Raw genomic sequence first — 15,698 nt, 5'->3', positions numbered from 1 at the left:
CCCGTAGAAAGACCAGGTTTTACCGATGGCCCATGAGCGAAACGTCGAGATCGAGCTGCGTCTGTTGATCGAAGCGATTTACCTGAAATACAGCTATGACTTTCGTGATTATTCCGGCGCGTCGGTGAAACGACGCGTCGCTCATGCATTGCGCCAGTTCGAGTTGAAAACCATCTCCGCCTTGCAGGAGCGGGTGCTGCACGACCCTTCGGCATTCATGCAATTGCTGCAGTTCCTGACGGTGCCGGTCAGCGAGATGTTTCGCGACCCCTCGCATTGCCTGGCGGTGCGTCAGGAAGTGGTGCCGATCCTCAAGACCTACCCCTCGCTGAAAATCTGGATTGCCGGATGCAGCACGGGTGAAGAGGTCTATTCGACGGCCATCATGCTGCGTGAGGAGGGGTTGCTCGATCGCACCATCATTTATGCCACCGACATTAACCCCGATTCTCTGGAGAAGGCCAAGCAGGGCATCTTTTCCATGGAGCATGTGCAGAAGTACCACGACAATTACCTCAAGGCGGGCGGCAAACGGCTGCTGTCGGACTACTACACGGCCGCCTATGACTACGCGATCTTCGACAAGACGCTGCGGGAAAACGTCACCTTCGCCGACCATAGCCTGGCCACTGACAGCGTGTTTTCCGAGACGCACCTGATCTCTTGTCGCAATGTGCTCATCTACTTCAACAAGAAGTTGCAGGACCGGGCATTCGGGTTGTTCCATGAGTCCCTGTGTCATCGCGGTTTTCTGGTGCTGGGCAGCAAGGAAACCCTGGAGTTTTCCGGTTACAAGGATCAGTTCGAGCCCTTGGTCAAACAAGAGCGGATCTATCGCAAATCATGAGAACCACCTTTCCTGGCACGGCTTCGGATCTCCTCGCATTGCCGAAGGTCGATGCCATCGTCGTCGGTGCGTCGGCGGGCGGGGTCGAGGCGCTGCTGAAGATTTTCCGGCCGCTGCGCAAAGGTTTTCGCTTGCCGATCATCGTGGTCCTGCACCTGCCCGACGAACGTCGCAGCCTGTTGGCCGAGGTGTTCAGCTCACACCTGGCGATGCCGGTCAAGGAGGCGGACGACAAGGAGCCCATCGTGCCCGGCACGTTGTACTTCGCCGCCCCCGGCTATCACCTGTCGGTGGAGAACGATCTGACGTTTTCCTTCAGCCAGGAAGAGCGCGTTTATCACTCCCGTCCCAGCGTCGACATCCTCTTTGAATCGGCTGCCGATGCCTATGAAAACAGGCTCGCCGGGGTCTTGCTGACCGGGGCCAACAATGATGGTGCCGAAGGAATGGCACGAATCAGTGAGTCCGGTGGTCTTACCGTGGTCCAGGACCCGGCGCAGGCATTGGCCCGTGCCATGCCCGACGCGGCGCTGGCTCTGCACACACCGGACTTTCTCCTGCCTTTGGCCGATATTGGCCTGTTGCTCGTTGAGCTGGAACGAATTGCATGCTGAGTGAAATCATTGCCAAGTTGTTGATCGTCGACGATTTGCCGGAAAACCTGCTGGCCCTCGAAGCGCTGATCAAGCGTGAAGACCGTCAGGTGTTCAAGGCCACCTCGGCCGATGAAGCGCTGTCGCTGTTGCTGGAGCATGAGTTCGCCATGGCCATTCTCGATGTGCAGATGCCCGGCATGGACGGCTTCGAACTGGCCGAGATGATGCGAGGCACCGAAAAGACCAAAAGCATTCCCATCGTGTTCGTCAGCGCGGCCGGGCGCGAGCTGAATTACGCATTCAAGGGCTATGAAAGCGGGGCCGTGGACTTTCTGCACAAGCCGCTGGACATCCATGCGGTGAAGAGCAAGGTCAACGTGTTTGTCGACCTGTTTCGTCAGCGCAAGGCGATGAAGGAGCAGGTCGAGGAGCTGGAGCGCAGTCGTCAGGAACAGGAAGCGCTGCTGCGTGAACTGACCTCGACCCAGAACGAGCTTGAGCATGCGATCCGGATGCGCGATGACTTCATGTCCATCGTCTCTCACGAAGTGCGCACGCCCCTCAACGGGCTGATTCTGGAAACCCAGTTGCGCAAACTGCACCTGGCCAAAGACAACGCGTCGGCCTTCACCATGGACAAGCTCAAGGCCATGGTCGAGCGCGATGAGCGCCAGATTCAAAGCCTGATTCGGTTGATCGAGGACATGCTCGACGTGTCGCGCATTCGCACCGGCAAACTGTCGATCCGCACCAGCGCATTCGACCTGTCGGAACTGGTGGTCAATCTGGTGGAGAGCTACGCCGCGCAGATTGCCGCTGCCGAAAGCGTCGTGACCCTTCATGCCAGTGAGCCGGTGATTGGTATCTGGGACGAGTTCCGCATCGAGCAAGTGGTGGCGAACCTGCTGACCAACGCCTTGCGTTATGGCGCCCACAAGCCCATTGAAGTGCGGGTATACAGCGCTGGCAGTGAGGCGCGGGTCGAAGTCAAGGATCAGGGCATCGGTATCAGTGCCGAAAACCAGAAACGGATCTTCCAACAGTTCGAGCGGGTGTCGGCCAGCCATGCGGTGTCAGGGCTGGGTTTGGGTCTGTTCATCTCTGACCAGATCGTCGCCGCCCACGGTGGCGCCATCAGCGTCGAGAGCGAAGAGGGCTGCGGTTCGCTGTTCCGCGTCAGTTTGCCGCTTTAAGGCGCAATGGCCCGTCATGGGCGGGCCAGAGCGGCGTCGACCGAGGGGTTGACGCTGCTGTCGCACAGCCCGTGACCGTCCAGCTAAATATCTGATTTTTCTGCGCAACCTCCAGAGCGGGCCATGGTCGTAATGGCAGCTATTTAAAAGATTGAAGGCGTTCCCATGAGCTCTGATGCAGAAAATGTCGTATTGATTGTCGAAGACGAGCCGCTGATCCTGATGCTGCTGTCCGACTATCTGTCGGGGGAGGGGTATCGGGTTTTGCAGGCGGAAAACGGCGAGCAGGCATTCGAAATCCTTGCCACCAAACCTCACCTGGACCTGATGATCACCGATTACCGTCTGCCGGGCGGTGTGTCCGGGGTGATGATCGCTGAACCCGCGGTGAAGCTGCGACCGGAGCTCAAGGTGATTTTCATCAGTGGCTATCCGGCGGAAATCGTCGAATCCGGCAGCCCGATTGCCCGCAAGGCGCCGATTCTGGCCAAACCGTTCACCATGGACAGTTTGCAGTCGCAGATTCAGCGTTTATTGAACTGATGGGACGATTGAGCTTCGGTTTCTCACACACGCACTCAGGAAGCCCAAACACCGCCCAACGCGACGTGGGCGCAGACTGAGCGCAAGTCGCGTTCGGCGGTATCCGGGCGATCGCGTAAAAAGATCAGGATCAAGTGCTGGGGCTGGGTCAGCCCTCGATCATTTCCCGCACTTTGATGGTCAACTGCTCGAACGCGAACGGCTTGCTGATCATCTGCATACCGTCGTCCAGAAACCCTGCATGGGTCCCGGCATTCTCCGCATAACCGGTGATGAACAGCACTTTCAGCGCCGGTCGCAACTGCCGACCGATATCGGCCAGTTGCCGACCATTCATGCCTGGCAGGCCGACATCACTGATCATCAGGTCAATCCGCTGCCCCGATTCCAGAATCGGCACAGCGGCCAGCGCATCTCCCGCCTCAAGGTAGTCGTAACCCAATTCGCTGAGCACTTGACTGACCAGCGCGCGCACGGCGGGGTCGTCCTCGACGATCAGAATCGTCTCGCCTTCCCGGGCTTCCAGCGCCTGCGCATCGAGTGTCGTGGCTTCGTTTTCTTTGTCACCGTTGAAGCGTGGCAAGAACAACTGAACAGTGGTGCCATGGCCCACCTGGCTTTCGATGGCCACGTGGCCGCGAGATTGCTTGGCGAAGCCGTAGATCATCGACAGGCCAAGACCCGTGCCTTGGCCAATCGGCTTGGTGGTGAAGAACGGATCGAATGCCCGGCTGACGACGTTTTCCGGCATGCCGGATCCAGTGTCCGTCACGCTGAGCACCACGTAATCGCCGGGCAACAGGTTCTCGTAAGCGTTGGTGAAGGCTGGGTCGAGCTTGCGATTGAAGGTCTCGATCATCAGCATGCCGCCGCCGGGCATGGCGTCACGGGCGTTGAGCACCAGATTGAGCAGCGCGCTTTCCAGTTGGTTGGGATCGGCTTCAGCGGTCCACAGGTCGGGTGCCAGGCACATGTCCAGACTCACGCTTTCGTTGACGCTGCGGTGCAGCAACTCACCCATGGAAATGACCAGTCCGTTCATCTCCACCGGCTTTGAATCCAGTGACTGGCGACGGGAAAACGCCAGCAGCCGGTGGGTGAGCGCAGCTGCCCGATTGGCCGAGGTCACGCCCAGATCGATCAGGCCGTCGAGGTCGTCAGTGCGCCCCTTGGCGATGCGCCGTCGCAGCAGTTCCAGGCTGCCGATGATGCCGGTGAGCATGTTGTTGAAGTCGTGGGCAATGCCGCCGGTGAGTTGGCCCACCGCTTCCATTTTCTGCGATTGGCGCAGCACTTCTTCGTTGTGGCGCAACTGAGAGGTGCGCTCTTCGACCTGCTGCTCCAACGTTTCGTTGAGACGCCGCAACTGGGTTTCCGCCAGTTTGCGTTCGGTGATGTCCGACGTGACGCCAGCCAGCAGGCTGACCCGGCCATTGCGTGCACGAATGGCCCGAGCGCGAACGTCGACCCAGTGCAGCGAGCCATCGCCCCAGACGTTGCGAAACTCGATGACGAAGTCGCTGCCAGTGTCGAGGCTGTGTTGCAACGCCGATTGCATGCGGGGCTGGTCTTCGGAATACACCGCGTCCAGCCAGTCGTGATAGGTAAAAGGCGCGTGCTCGTCGCGTCCGAAGTGGGCGCGGCTGATGGCCGAGCAGTCCAGTTCCAGATACTCGGCCTCCAGTTGCCAAGGGCCCAGACGTCCCGCCTTGAGCGCGTGTTGCAGGCGCTGTTCACCTTCAGCCAGGTCTTCCATGCGACTGCGCGCTTCGTATTGACGGCGACGACTGCGCACAGCGGTGGTCACCAGACTGACCAGCGTCACTGGGTGAAAAGGGCGTTCAAGGAAGGTGACATTGCCCAGCAGTTTGCCCAGACGGGCAGAGGGGTTCTGTTCCGGGCCGCCATGGTGAGTCAACAGCACGATGGGCAGATCCGACCAGGCGGCCTGATTGCTCAGCAGGCTCATCAACGGGTTGATGTCCACGCCGCGCAAGGCTTCATCGGCGATGATCGCCAACCCGGCACCGGAAATGAGTTCCCGGCACAGACCTGCAAGATCATGGGTAATGAGTGCCGGGAAACCTGCTTCCTGCAGGATTCTCAAGGCGATCTGGCTGTCCCGTCCATGGGGCGCCAGAATGATTGCGCGTTCCGACAGTTGTCCCGGTGTACTCACTCGTCCTCATCCCTAAGCAGGGGGTTACCTTCGCCTGCGTAATCGGGCACGCCGCGCAGCACGCCTTGAAACGCTTCCAGCGGTACGCCGATCTTCAGTCCGGCACCGCTGATCCGGTATTCGCGAATGGTGGATTCGTGAATTCCGGTCCGTTTTTTGATAATGGAAATCGCTCGGCGAACTTTGCCTAGGGCCTCGAAATAACGCAACAGGATCACGGTGTCGGCCAGATAGGTAATGTCGACTGGCGCTTGCATGTCGCCGACCAGGCCATGCTGGGCCACGGTCATGAACGTCGAGGCGCCGCGCCGGTTCAAGTACAGCAGCAATTCGTGGATGTGCAGCACCAGCGCATTTTCTTCCGGCATCGCCGCCTTATAGCCGTTGAGGCTGTCAATGATCACGGTGCTGATCTGCTGTTCGTCGACGCACTTGCGCACCATATGAGAAAACTCGCCGGGGGACAGTTCGGCCGCGTCCACTTGTTCGATCAGCAAATGGCCGCTCTGCTGAAGAACTTCCAGATCGATGCCCAGTTTCTTAATTCGGGCAATCAGCAGACCTTTTTCTTCATCGAAGATGAACAGCCCAACCTTTTCGCCCCGGCTCGCTGCTGCGGCTGCGAACACCAGTGCCAGCAACGACTTGCCGGTGCCGGCAGGGCCCAGAATCAGTGTGCTCGAACCGCTGTCGATACCACCGCCGAGCAGCGAATCCAGCTCGGGAATGTTGCTGCTGATCTGTCGGCTGTCGTAAGCGGTTCGATGCTCAGCGGCTATCAGGCGCGGGAACACCTGTACGCCGTCGGTCACGATCGTGAAATCGTGATAACCGCCACGGTATTTTTGGCCTCGGTACTTGACCACCCGCAGGCGCCGACGCTCAGTACCGTACGTGGGGGTCAGTTCTTCAAGGCGGATCACGCCGTGAGCGACGCTGTGCACGGTTTTGTCCTGCTGCTCTGCCGTCAGGTCATCCAACAGGATCACTGTTGCGTCGTAGCGTGCGAAGTAGTGTTTGATCGCCAGAATCTGTCGGCGGTAACGCAGCGAACTTTGCGCCAGCAGGCGAATTTCGGACAGGCTGTCGATCACTACCCGAGTCGGTTTGACCCGTTCCACGACCTCGAATATCTGCCGGGTGGCTTCGCCCAGCTCCAGATCTGACGAATACAGCAGGCTTTGCTGATGCTCGGTGTCGAGCAAGTCTTCAGGTGGCGTCAGTTCGGAGACCTCGATCTGTTCACCCAGCTCCCAGCCGTGGGACAGGGCGCCGTCGCGCAGTTCGCGTTCGGATTCGGACAGCGTGATGTACAAGCAGCGTTCATGGACGGCTGCTCCTGCCAGCAAAAAATGCAGGGCCACGGTGGTCTTGCCCGTGCCCGGTTCGCCTTCCAGCAGGAAGACATGACCTCGCGAGAGGCCACCCGAGAGAATGTCATCCAGGCCGGTAATGCCGGTTGCCGCTTTCGATGTCGTCAAGGATCGCCCTCTTGTGACGTAAAGGAAGAGTCTGGCGCCGTCTGCCACTGATGGCTGGACGGGCAGGGTCACAGGATATAGTTGACCTCATGCTGCCATTGCTCTGGACCGTTGTCGCGTGCAAGCGTTCCTTTTTTCAAACGATCTGTGGTCCGGCAAATGGCGCAACCGTGGCCTGTTTCGATACCTGCCCCTTGGTATAGTCCGGCCTCGAGGACTTCACCCACCCAGGTCATACAAGGATCATCGCCGTGTCCGACTACAGCGCCTTCAAGGTCGAGCTGACCGACCACATCGCCCATGTGCAAATCAATCGCCCGGAGAAGATCAACGCCATGAATGCGGCGTTCTGGAGCGAGATCATCGACATTTTCCAGTGGATCGAAGAGACCGACGAGGTGCGTGTGGTGGTGCTCAGTGGCGCGGGCAAGCATTTCTCCTCGGGCATCGACCTGATGCTGCTGGCCTCGGTGGCCAACGAACTGGGCAAGGATGTGGGGCGCAACGCGCGGCTGCTGCGCCGCAAGATCCTGCAGATGCAGGCCTCGTTCAGTGTCGTGGACCGGTGCAGCAAGCCGGTGCTGGCAGCGGTTCAAGGCTATTGCATCGGGGGTGCCATCGACCTGATCAGCGCCTGCGACATGCGCTACGCCGCAGACGATGCGCTGTTTTCCATCAAGGAAATCGACATGGGCATGGCCGCCGACGTGGGCACCTTGCAGCGCCTGCCGCGCTTGATCGGCGACGGAATGATGCGCGAACTGGCCTACACCGGGCGCACCGTCAAGGCCGACGAAGCGCTGCGCATCGGCCTGGTCAATCGCACCTTCCCGGGTGCCGGGCAATTGCTGGAAGGGGTTTTCGCCATTGCGCGGGAGATCGCTGAGAAGTCCCCGATTGCCATCAGCGGCAGCAAGCGCATGATCGCCTATATGCGCGATCACAGCGTCGATGACGGGCTTGAATACGTTGCCACATGGAACGCTGCCATGTTGCAATCGGCGGATCTGAAACTGGCAATGGTTGCTCACATGGGCAAGCAGAAGCCGGTCTTCGACAACTGACCGTGAAACCGAACAGCCTGCCACCTGTTGTCTCCAAAGCCTGAATCCGGGCGCTGGGCGGCGCGGGTCGCTCAACAGAGGAGAACTTTCATGACGCGCCCCAGGCGTTGGACCACCGCTGTGCTCGATCCCCAGGACGTCGGCGGATGGGCCGTGGTCCACAGCGATCAGGGTTTTCTGCTGGATGACAACGGGGCCATGTTCCCCCGCGAATGGCTCAAGCGCCAGGAACTGCCGCTGATCAGCGAACACGGCATCGGTCATTTCGATGGCGAGCCGGTTTACGTGTACGTCCTCAAGCACGCGGTGGAGTTGGAAGGCACTCGCTGGCAGACGTTGCGCCAGTTCATGCTGGGCGATGATGCCGATCTGTTTCAGGTGCTGGGTTATGCGGCGCAGATCAGCACCTGGGCCAAAGAGCATCGCTTTTGTGGCAATTGCGGGCAGCGCAATGAGCAGGTTCCCCGCGAGCGCGCGATGTATTGCAAGGATTGCGACCTGCGCGCTTACCCGCGCATTTCGCCGAGCATGATCGTGCTGATCACCCGGGGCGACGAAGTCCTGTTGGCGCGCTCTCCGCGCTTCGTCACCGGGGTCTACAGCACGCTGGCCGGGTTTGCCGAGCCGGGGGAGTCCGCTGAAGACTGCGTGCGCCGCGAGGTGATGGAAGAGGTGCAGATCAAGGTCAAGAACATCCAGTACAAGGGCAGCCAGTGCTGGCCGTTCCCGCACTCGATGATGCTGGGCTTTCACGCCGAATACGACAGCGGCGAGATCGTGCCCCAGGCCGATGAGATCGAAGACGCGCAATGGTTCAGCGTTCACGCGATGCCGCCGCTACCGGCCAGCCGTTCCATCGCGCGCTATCTCATCGATCTGTATCTGGCCCAGCGCCTGGGCTTAGTTGAACCAGTGCTGCCAGGCCAGGCGGACAGTTAGTCCCAGCACCACGGTAATGAACACAGGGCGGATGAACTTCGCGCCGCCCTGAATCGCCGTCCGGGCGCCCAGAAACGCGCCCACCATCAAGGCCGAACCCATCGACAGGCCAATCGCCCAATCCACGGTGCCATTGATCGCGAAGACGGTCAGTGCCGCCGCGTTGCTGACGAAGTTCATGCTGCGCGCCACGCCGCTGGCCTTGACCAGATCCACCGGGTAAATCAGCAGCGTGCTGACGGTCCAGAACGCGCCAGTGCCGGGGCCGGCCACTCCGTCGTAAAAGCCCAGACCGAAGCCTTGTGGCGCCTGCCACCTGGTTTTGATCGGTGCGTCACTGTCCAGTGGTGCTTTGGGTGTGCCGCCGAACAGCAGGTACAGGCCACAACCGAAGACGATCACCGGCAGCATCTGGTTCAGCAGCTCGGCAGGCAGGTAGTGCGCGACGATGGCGCCGATCAATGCGCCGACGAACGTGCCAATGATCGCGCGAGTCCACTGTTTCGGGTGAAACAGCTTGCGACGGTAAAAGGTGAAACTGGCGGTGGCCGAGCCGAAGGTCGAGCTGAGTTTGTTGGTGCCCAACACCAGATGCGGCGGCAGCCCGGCGGTCAGCAGCGCGGGAGTGGTGAGCAATCCACCACCACCGGCGATGGCATCGATGAAACCGGCCACGAAGGCGACAAGGGCTAGCACCACCAATGTGGTGGGGTCTACGGAGAGTTCGAAGGGCATGGGTCAGGGCTTACTGGGCAGTTGGGCAGAATGGCTGCCCGGAAGCGCGGCATTCTACCTGTAAGCCCTGTGTTTGGCTTTTGATTCTGCCCCGAACATCGACGCGTAGCGACTTGCTTCTGGCCGGCAGGCCGTAGGCTGAATAAGAGCGCGTTCAAATCTCCGCGACGTTCACCCAGCGCATTTCCTTCGCTGCCCTTCGAATTGCGGTCGCCAAGCGCTCCACTTCCAGCGCTTCGGCAAAATCCGGCCCTTCATTGCCTTTGCCGCACAGCGCTTGAATCAGCGCATGAACTTCCAGCGTCTTCAGTTCGTTGTAGCCCAATTGATGACCCGGTGCCGGGCAAAACGCCGCGTAACCGGGCTGGGTCGGTCCGGCCAGAATGCGCTGGAAGCCATCTTGCCCCGGCACGCCCGGACGATACAGACGTAATTCATTGAGGCGTTCCTGATCGAACGACAGCGTGCCTTTTGTGCCGCTGATCTCGAAACTCAGGTGGTTCTTGTAGCCATGCTTGAGCCAACTGGTGCCAAACGTGCCGCGTGCGCCGTTGGCGAAGCGCAGCAGGGCGTAGGTCTGGTCGTCGATGGCGATCTGGCGGTTCTCCGGGCTGCCTTTGCTCGCAGGGCGCTGGCCGTGAACGGTCTGCGAATCCGCGCAGACTGCTTCGATATCGCCCAGCAGATAACGCGCCATGGCCAGCAGGTGACTGCCCAGATCCGCCAGCGCGCCACCGGCATGGGCCTGTTCGCAGCGCCACGACCACGGCGACTGCGCATCGCCCATGAAGTCCTCGCTGAATTCGCCCTGGAAGCTGACGATCTGCCCCAGCTCGCCGCTTTGAATCATCTGCCGGGCCAGGCCCAGAATGGGGTTGTGCTGGTAGTTGTAACCCACACGGGTCACGACCCCGGCTTTTTTTGCGGCGCTGTGCATCTCGCGGGCTTGTTCAAGGCTGACCGCCAGCGGCTTCTCGCAATACACCGCTTTGCCGGCCTCAAGAGCGGCCATGGCCATGGGGAAATGCAGGTGATTGGGCGTGGTGATCGCCACCAGATTGACCGCCGGATCGTTGATCAACTGTTGCCAGTCGGCGTGGCTGCTATCGAAACCCCACGACCGCGCGCACTGTTCGGCACGGGCGGCGTCGGCGTCGGCCAGCGCAGCGAGCTTGAGGTTGACTGGCAGCTCGAAGGTGGTGCGGGCGTTGTGGAACGCCAAGGTGTGGGCACGGCCCATGAAACCGGTGCCGATCAGCCCGATACCCAGATCCGGAAGAGAAGACTCGCGCATGACAAACGTCCTTGAAGGATTGTTGTTGTGCGCAAAATGTATTCGCGGAGGGGCGGGGATGGAATCTTTATTCCATCAAATGAACCTCAGATTCGCCTCAGGATTAAAGCCTGCACAAAAACTCTGGGAGCCGACTTGCTGGCGAAAGCGGTGTGTCAGGCACTTACCCGTCGCAGATACGCCGCCTTCGCCAGCAAGCCGGCTCCCACAGAGTTTGTGTGTGGCTTTAGGACAAGAACCCGCCATCCACATTCAGCGCCACGCCCGTGGTGTAGCTCGACGCGTCGCTGGCCAGATACAGTACGGTGCCCGCCATTTCACTCGGTGCTGCTACGCGCTTGAGGGGGATCTGCGCCAAAGCGGTCTTGAGAATGGCGTCGTTGCTGACCAGCGCTGAGGCGAATTTGGTGTCGGTCAGGCCCGGCAGCAGGGCGTTGCAGCGAATGCCGAATTGCGCGCACTCCTTGGCGAAGACCTTGGTCATGTTGATCACTGCCGCTTTGGTCACCGAGTAGATACCTTGGAACACACCCGGCGAAACGCCATTGATTGACGCCACGTTGATGATGCTGCCGCCACCGTGCTCGCGCATCAGCTTGCCCGCTTCCACGGACATGAAAAAGTATCCGCGAATGTTTACATCAACGGTTTTCTGGAAGGCGCCGAGGTCGGTGTCCAGTACGTTGCAGAACTGCGGATTGGTGGCGGCATTGTTGACCAGAATGTCGAGGCGGCCGAACGTTTCGCGAATTCGCGCGAACACGCTGCTGATCTGTTCCATCTCGCCAATGTGGCAGGCGATGGCCGTGGCTTTGCCGCCGTCGGCGATGATCGCGTCGGCCACCTGCTGGCACCCGTCCAGTTTGCGGCTGGAGACGATGACGTGAGCGCCTTGCTGGGCCAGCAGCCTGGCGATCGCTTCACCAATGCCACGGCTGGCGCCAGAGACGAAGGCGATCTTGCCGTCGAGGTCGAACAGTTGGGTTTTGGACATGTTGTTTTCCTTATCCTGTCGCAATCGTGATCGGTAAAAAGCGCTTAGAGAGTGGAGCGGTCAATCACTTGCAGCGCCATGTGCTCCAGCAGCTTGTTCATGTGGATGAACTGGGCGAAGCGCTTGTCCTGGGTCTGGCCGTGGAAGAACCGGTAGTAGATCTGCTGGACGATGCCGGCCAGACGGAACAGCCCGTAGGTGTAATAGAAATCGAAGTTATCGATGCGAATCCCTGAGCGTTCGGCGTAATAGGCCACGAACTGATCGCGGGTCAGCATGCCGGGTGCGTGGCTGGGCTGGCGGCGCATCAGTTGCACGGGGGCGGGGTCATCGGCCTGAATCCAGTACGCCAGGCTATTGCCCAGGTCCATCAGCGGATTGCCCAGGGTGGTCAGTTCCCAATCCAGCACGCCGATGATTTGCATCGGGTTGTCGGGATCGAGGATCACGTTGTCGAAGCGGTAGTCGTTGTGCACCAGGCTTGAGGTCGGATGATCGGCAGGTTGCTTGTCGTTGAGCCAGCGCGCGACCTTTTCCCAGCTTGGTGCGTCCGGGGTGCGGGCTTTATCGTAGCGTTCGGTCCAGCCGCGAATCTGCCGTTCGACGTAGCCCTGCGGTTTACCCAGATCACCCAGACCGCAGGCGGTGTAATCGACCTGATGCAGGTCCACCAACTTGTCGATGAAGCTCTTGCAGAGGGCTTCGGTCTGCGCGGCATCGAAGCCCAGTTCGGCAGGCAGTTCGGCGCGCAGGATGATGCCCTTGACCCGTTCCATGACATAGAACTCGGCGCCGATCACCGATTCGTCGGTGCAGTGCACGTAGGCTCTGGGGCAGTAGGGGAAGGCGTCTTTGAGTTGGTTGAGGATGCGGAATTCGCGGCCCATGTCATGAGCGCTTTTGGCCTTGTGGCCGAAGGGTGGGCGGCGCAGCACGAATTCCTGTTCGGGGTATTTGAGCAGGTAGGTGAGATTGGAGGCGCCTCCGGGAAACTGGCTGATCTGCGCGGTGCCGCTCAGGCCCGGAATCTGGGCTTTGAGATACGGGTCGATCAACGCGGCGTCGAGTTCTTCGCCGGATCGAACCTGGGTGGACTGGTCGGTGAGCGCCATGTTTATCCCTGTTGTTTATTTTGGAGGATCAGGATCGTTGACTAATCTAATGCGCGCACGAGAGGCCGAACAAGCGACGACGGGCGTTATTGGCGAGCGTGTTACAGGTCGATCAGCCGCTTTGATCCGCAGTGTTCAGAAACCATAGAGCAAAAAAAACCGAAGCCGGTGAGCTTCGGTTTTTTGCGTTTCACGCAGGCATTACGACGGAAACAGCTCGCTCAGCTTCATCGCCAGCATCATGTCGCCTTCAGCGCGCAGCTTGCCTTGCATGAAAGCCTGCATGCCGTCGGTCTCGCCGCTGACGATGCCTTTCAGGGTTTCGCTGTCCATGACCAGGGTCACTTGTGCGTCAGAGTTTTCGCCTTCCTGCAGCTCGCAGGTCTTGTCTTTGACGATCAGCGAAAAGTGCTTTTCTTCGTCGATGCGAAAACCGAAAACCAGGTCCAGGCCTGCAGCGGCGCTTGGGTCGAACTTGGCTTTCATCGCTTGTACGGCGTCGGCTACGGAGGTCATGGTGTCATCCTTTTATTAAGTGATTTGCAGGCACCTTTTACGGTGCATTTGGCCGGGCTCAGCGGTAAGTGATGAGCTCCGGCGCCTTCAACAGTTGCAGGTGCGCGTGGCTGTTGAAGGAAGCCAATGACACCTCGCGTCCCCTGAATTTCAGGTGGTTGAGCGAGGTGTTGACGATTTGCCAGTTGAGTTCGAACGCCTGAGGCGCAGGAATTTGCGTGATCAAGTGAAGCAGGGCGGTGATGGTGCCGCCGGAGGTGAACACGGCGATACGATCGCTGGGGCCTGCCTGATCGAGAATGGCGTCGAGGCCGGATCGGGCCTGTTCGATGAAGGCCAGCCAGCTTTGCAAGGCCGGGGTATCGTGCTCGCCGCCCAGCCAGCGGCTGATGATCAGTGCGAACAGACGCTGAAACTCGGCGCGATTGTGGGCAGCATTGCGCATGATCTCCAGCGCCTCGGGCTCATCCGGCAGCATGGCCGGGAGCAGGGCGCGGATCACCGCTTCGGCATCGAATTCGTTGAACGCCGGGTCGGTTTCCAGCGCGGGAACGTTCTGGCCTGCGGCGTTGAGTTGCGCCATCGCCGTTTCGGCGGTGTGGCGCTGGCGAAACAGGCTGCCCGAGATGCAGCGATCAAACGTCAGGCCCAGTTGCGCCAAATGCGCACCGAGCACTTCAGCCTGGCGATAGCCGGTGGGCGACAGCACGTCGTAATCGTCCGCACCAAAGGAGGCCTGGCCATGTCGTATGAGGTAGATGCTGCCCACGTCCGCGTCGTCCCGGTACGTTGAAAGTGTTGGGAGGTTAGGGGGCGGGCGCCGGGTCTGTCAACGAAAAAACATACGCTTGTTTGAATTGGTCATTTGTCATGATCTTTGACGGTCCCATCGCTGGCCCCACGCGGGGTGCAACGGTATGCTGGGTTCAATCGCGATTCTGTATCGGGCCTTTGAGTGAGGCCCTCACATGTAGGTAAGGAGCCTCTGTGGAGTTTATGTTCGATTACGCCAGTTTCCTGGCAAAAACCGTCACGGTGGTCATCGCGATCATCGTGGTACTGGTCATGATCGCGTCGCTGCGCGGCCGTGGACGCCGGGGCGGCGGTGGCCAGTTGCACGTGACCAAACTCAATGACTTCTACAAAGGCCTGCGCGACCGTCTGGAAGGCTCGCTGCTGGACAAGGCAAAGCTCAAGGCGCTACGCAAGTCCCAGGCCAAGGAGTTGAAGAAAGACAAGAAGCAGGCTGAGATCAAGCCACGGGTTTACGTGCTGGATTTCGATGGTGACATCAAGGCTTCGGCCACTGAAAGCATGCGCCATGAAATCACTGCGTTGCTGACACTGGCGACCGACAAGGATGAAGTGGTGCTGCGTCTGGAAAGCGGCGGCGGCATGGTCCACAGCTACGGTCTGGCCTCCTCGCAATTGGCGCGGATTCGTCAGGCGGGCATTCCGCTGACCATCTGCATCGACAAGGTGGCTGCCAGCGGCGGGTACATGATGGCGTGTATCGGCAATCGCATCATCAGCGCACCGTTCGCCGTGCTGGGGTCGATTGGCGTGGTGGCGCAACTGCCCAACGTCAACCGCTTGCTGAAAAAGCACGACATCGATTTTGAAGTGCTGACGGCGGGGGAATACAAGCGCACTTTGACGGTGTTCGGTGAGAACACTGAGAAGGGTCGTGAGAAATTCCAGCAGGATCTGGACATCACTCATGAGTTGTTCAAGAACTTCGTCGCCAGCTACCGACCGCAATTGCAGATCGATGAAGTGGCGACCGGCGAGGTTTGGCTGGGCATGGCGGCCAAGGACAAACTGCTGGTGGATGAGTTGAAGACCAGCGACGAATACCTGGCCGACAAGGCCAGGACCGCTGATGTTTTCCACTTGCACTACGCCGAGCGCAAGAGCCTGCAAGAGCGCGTAGGGCTGGCGGCCAGCGGTTCGGTGGATCGCTTGGTGACAGGCTGGTGGAACCGGTTGATGCAGCAGCGGTTTTGGTAATTCGCCTGCGCTAATGTGCTCTGTGGGAGCCGGCTTGCTGGCGAAGGCGTTCGACCAGACACCTATTTGGTGACTGAACTGCCGCGTTCGCCAGCAAGCCGGCTCCCACAGTTGCTGTTCCATGGCAAAAATGCATTTATAACCCCAAACAAAAAGCCCCGGCTTCGTGAGAAGTCGGGGCTTTTTGTTACTCGA

At 59.7% G+C, this 15,698-nt stretch carries 15 protein-coding genes; 7 read left to right on the top strand and 8 right to left on the bottom strand.

The features are described 5' to 3' along the window. Positions 1–25 precede the first annotated feature (25 nt). From ACI2KB_RS05855 to ACI2KB_RS05840, 4 genes are all read left to right on the top strand, one after another. A complete protein-coding gene (locus ACI2KB_RS05855) occupies positions 26–847 on the top strand; it encodes a CheR family methyltransferase (protein WP_404632340.1) in 822 nt (273 codons plus the stop codon). Next, on the top strand, positions 844–1,461 hold the full coding sequence (locus tag ACI2KB_RS05850) for a chemotaxis protein CheB (protein WP_404632338.1): 618 nt from the start codon (positions 844–846) through the stop codon (positions 1,459–1,461). Before ACI2KB_RS05855 ends, ACI2KB_RS05850 begins: the two co-directional genes overlap by 4 nt. Continuing rightward, positions 1,455–2,636: an ATP-binding protein gene (locus tag ACI2KB_RS05845; RefSeq protein WP_404632336.1), complete on the top strand. Its 1,182-nt coding sequence runs from the start codon at positions 1,455–1,457 to the stop codon at positions 2,634–2,636. The genes ACI2KB_RS05850 and ACI2KB_RS05845 overlap by 7 nt, the downstream gene beginning before the upstream one ends. A gap of 165 nt (positions 2,637–2,801) precedes the next feature. Further along, the gene (locus ACI2KB_RS05840) at positions 2,802–3,179 is read left to right on the top strand and encodes a response regulator (protein ID WP_404632334.1); all 378 of its coding nucleotides are present in this window, start codon (positions 2,802–2,804) and stop codon (positions 3,177–3,179) included. Between the two features lie 148 nt (positions 3,180–3,327). Here the strand turns inward: ACI2KB_RS05840 and ACI2KB_RS05835 are convergent, their stop codons facing one another. Both ACI2KB_RS05835 and ACI2KB_RS05830 read right to left on the bottom strand, forming a co-directional pair. Beyond that, entirely contained in the window at positions 3,328–5,358 is a 2,031-nt protein-coding gene (locus ACI2KB_RS05835; RefSeq protein ID WP_404632332.1) for a response regulator, read from the bottom strand. Beyond that, complete coding sequence (locus ACI2KB_RS05830) at positions 5,355–6,839, bottom strand: ATPase domain-containing protein (RefSeq protein ID WP_404632330.1); 1,485 nt, start codon at positions 6,837–6,839, stop codon at positions 5,355–5,357. Before ACI2KB_RS05830 ends, ACI2KB_RS05835 begins: the two co-directional genes overlap by 4 nt. A 251-nt stretch (positions 6,840–7,090) precedes the next feature. Between ACI2KB_RS05830 and ACI2KB_RS05825 the strand changes: the two genes are divergently transcribed. Together ACI2KB_RS05825 and nudC are read left to right on the top strand one after the other, a co-directional pair. Next, positions 7,091–7,903 carry a crotonase/enoyl-CoA hydratase family protein gene (locus ACI2KB_RS05825; protein WP_404632328.1) on the top strand — a complete coding sequence of 271 codons (813 nt, stop codon included), beginning with the start codon at positions 7,091–7,093 and terminating at the stop codon, positions 7,901–7,903. Positions 7,904–7,993: 90 nt separating this feature from the next. After that, on the top strand, positions 7,994–8,842 hold the full coding sequence (nudC, locus tag ACI2KB_RS05820) for an NAD(+) diphosphatase (protein WP_404632326.1): 849 nt from the start codon (positions 7,994–7,996) through the stop codon (positions 8,840–8,842). Here the strand turns inward: nudC and ACI2KB_RS05815 are convergent. The 6 genes from ACI2KB_RS05815 to ACI2KB_RS05790 all read right to left on the bottom strand — a co-directional run bounded on the left by ACI2KB_RS05815 (position 8,804) and on the right by ACI2KB_RS05790 (position 14,262). Next, positions 8,804–9,577, bottom strand: a complete 774-nt coding sequence (locus tag ACI2KB_RS05815; protein ID WP_404632324.1) for a TSUP family transporter — start codon at positions 9,575–9,577, stop codon at positions 8,804–8,806. The genes nudC and ACI2KB_RS05815 overlap by 39 nt on opposite strands. 154 nt (positions 9,578–9,731) lie before the next feature. Then, entirely contained in the window at positions 9,732–10,871 is a 1,140-nt protein-coding gene (locus ACI2KB_RS05810) for a Gfo/Idh/MocA family protein (RefSeq protein WP_404632322.1), read from the bottom strand. Positions 10,872–11,097: 226 nt separating this feature from the next. Beyond that, complete coding sequence (locus ACI2KB_RS05805; protein ID WP_404632320.1) at positions 11,098–11,865, bottom strand: SDR family oxidoreductase; 768 nt, start codon at positions 11,863–11,865, stop codon at positions 11,098–11,100. 44 nt (positions 11,866–11,909) lie between these two features. Then, the gene (locus tag ACI2KB_RS05800) at positions 11,910–12,977 is read right to left on the bottom strand and encodes a phosphotransferase family protein (protein ID WP_404632318.1); all 1,068 of its coding nucleotides are present in this window, start codon (positions 12,975–12,977) and stop codon (positions 11,910–11,912) included. Between the two features lie 201 nt (positions 12,978–13,178). Next, on the bottom strand, positions 13,179–13,493 hold the full coding sequence (locus ACI2KB_RS05795; RefSeq protein WP_404632316.1) for an SCP2 sterol-binding domain-containing protein: 315 nt from the start codon (positions 13,491–13,493) through the stop codon (positions 13,179–13,181). Positions 13,494–13,551: 58 nt separating this feature from the next. Then, positions 13,552–14,262, bottom strand: a complete 711-nt coding sequence (locus ACI2KB_RS05790; RefSeq protein ID WP_404632314.1) for a histidine phosphatase family protein — start codon at positions 14,260–14,262, stop codon at positions 13,552–13,554. A 218-nt stretch (positions 14,263–14,480) separates the two neighbouring features. Here ACI2KB_RS05790 and sohB point away from each other — a divergent pair, with 218 nt between their 5' ends. Beyond that, complete coding sequence (sohB, locus tag ACI2KB_RS05785) at positions 14,481–15,503, top strand: protease SohB (protein WP_404632312.1); 1,023 nt, start codon at positions 14,481–14,483, stop codon at positions 15,501–15,503. Positions 15,504–15,698 lie beyond the last annotated feature (195 nt).

The organism is Pseudomonas sp. NPDC088444 (assembly GCF_044900175.1).
Lineage (GTDB): Bacteria > Pseudomonadota > Gammaproteobacteria > Pseudomonadales > Pseudomonadaceae > Aquipseudomonas.
Note: the sequence above shows the minus strand (reverse complement) of the source record. Positions and strands in the feature narration are given on the sequence as shown.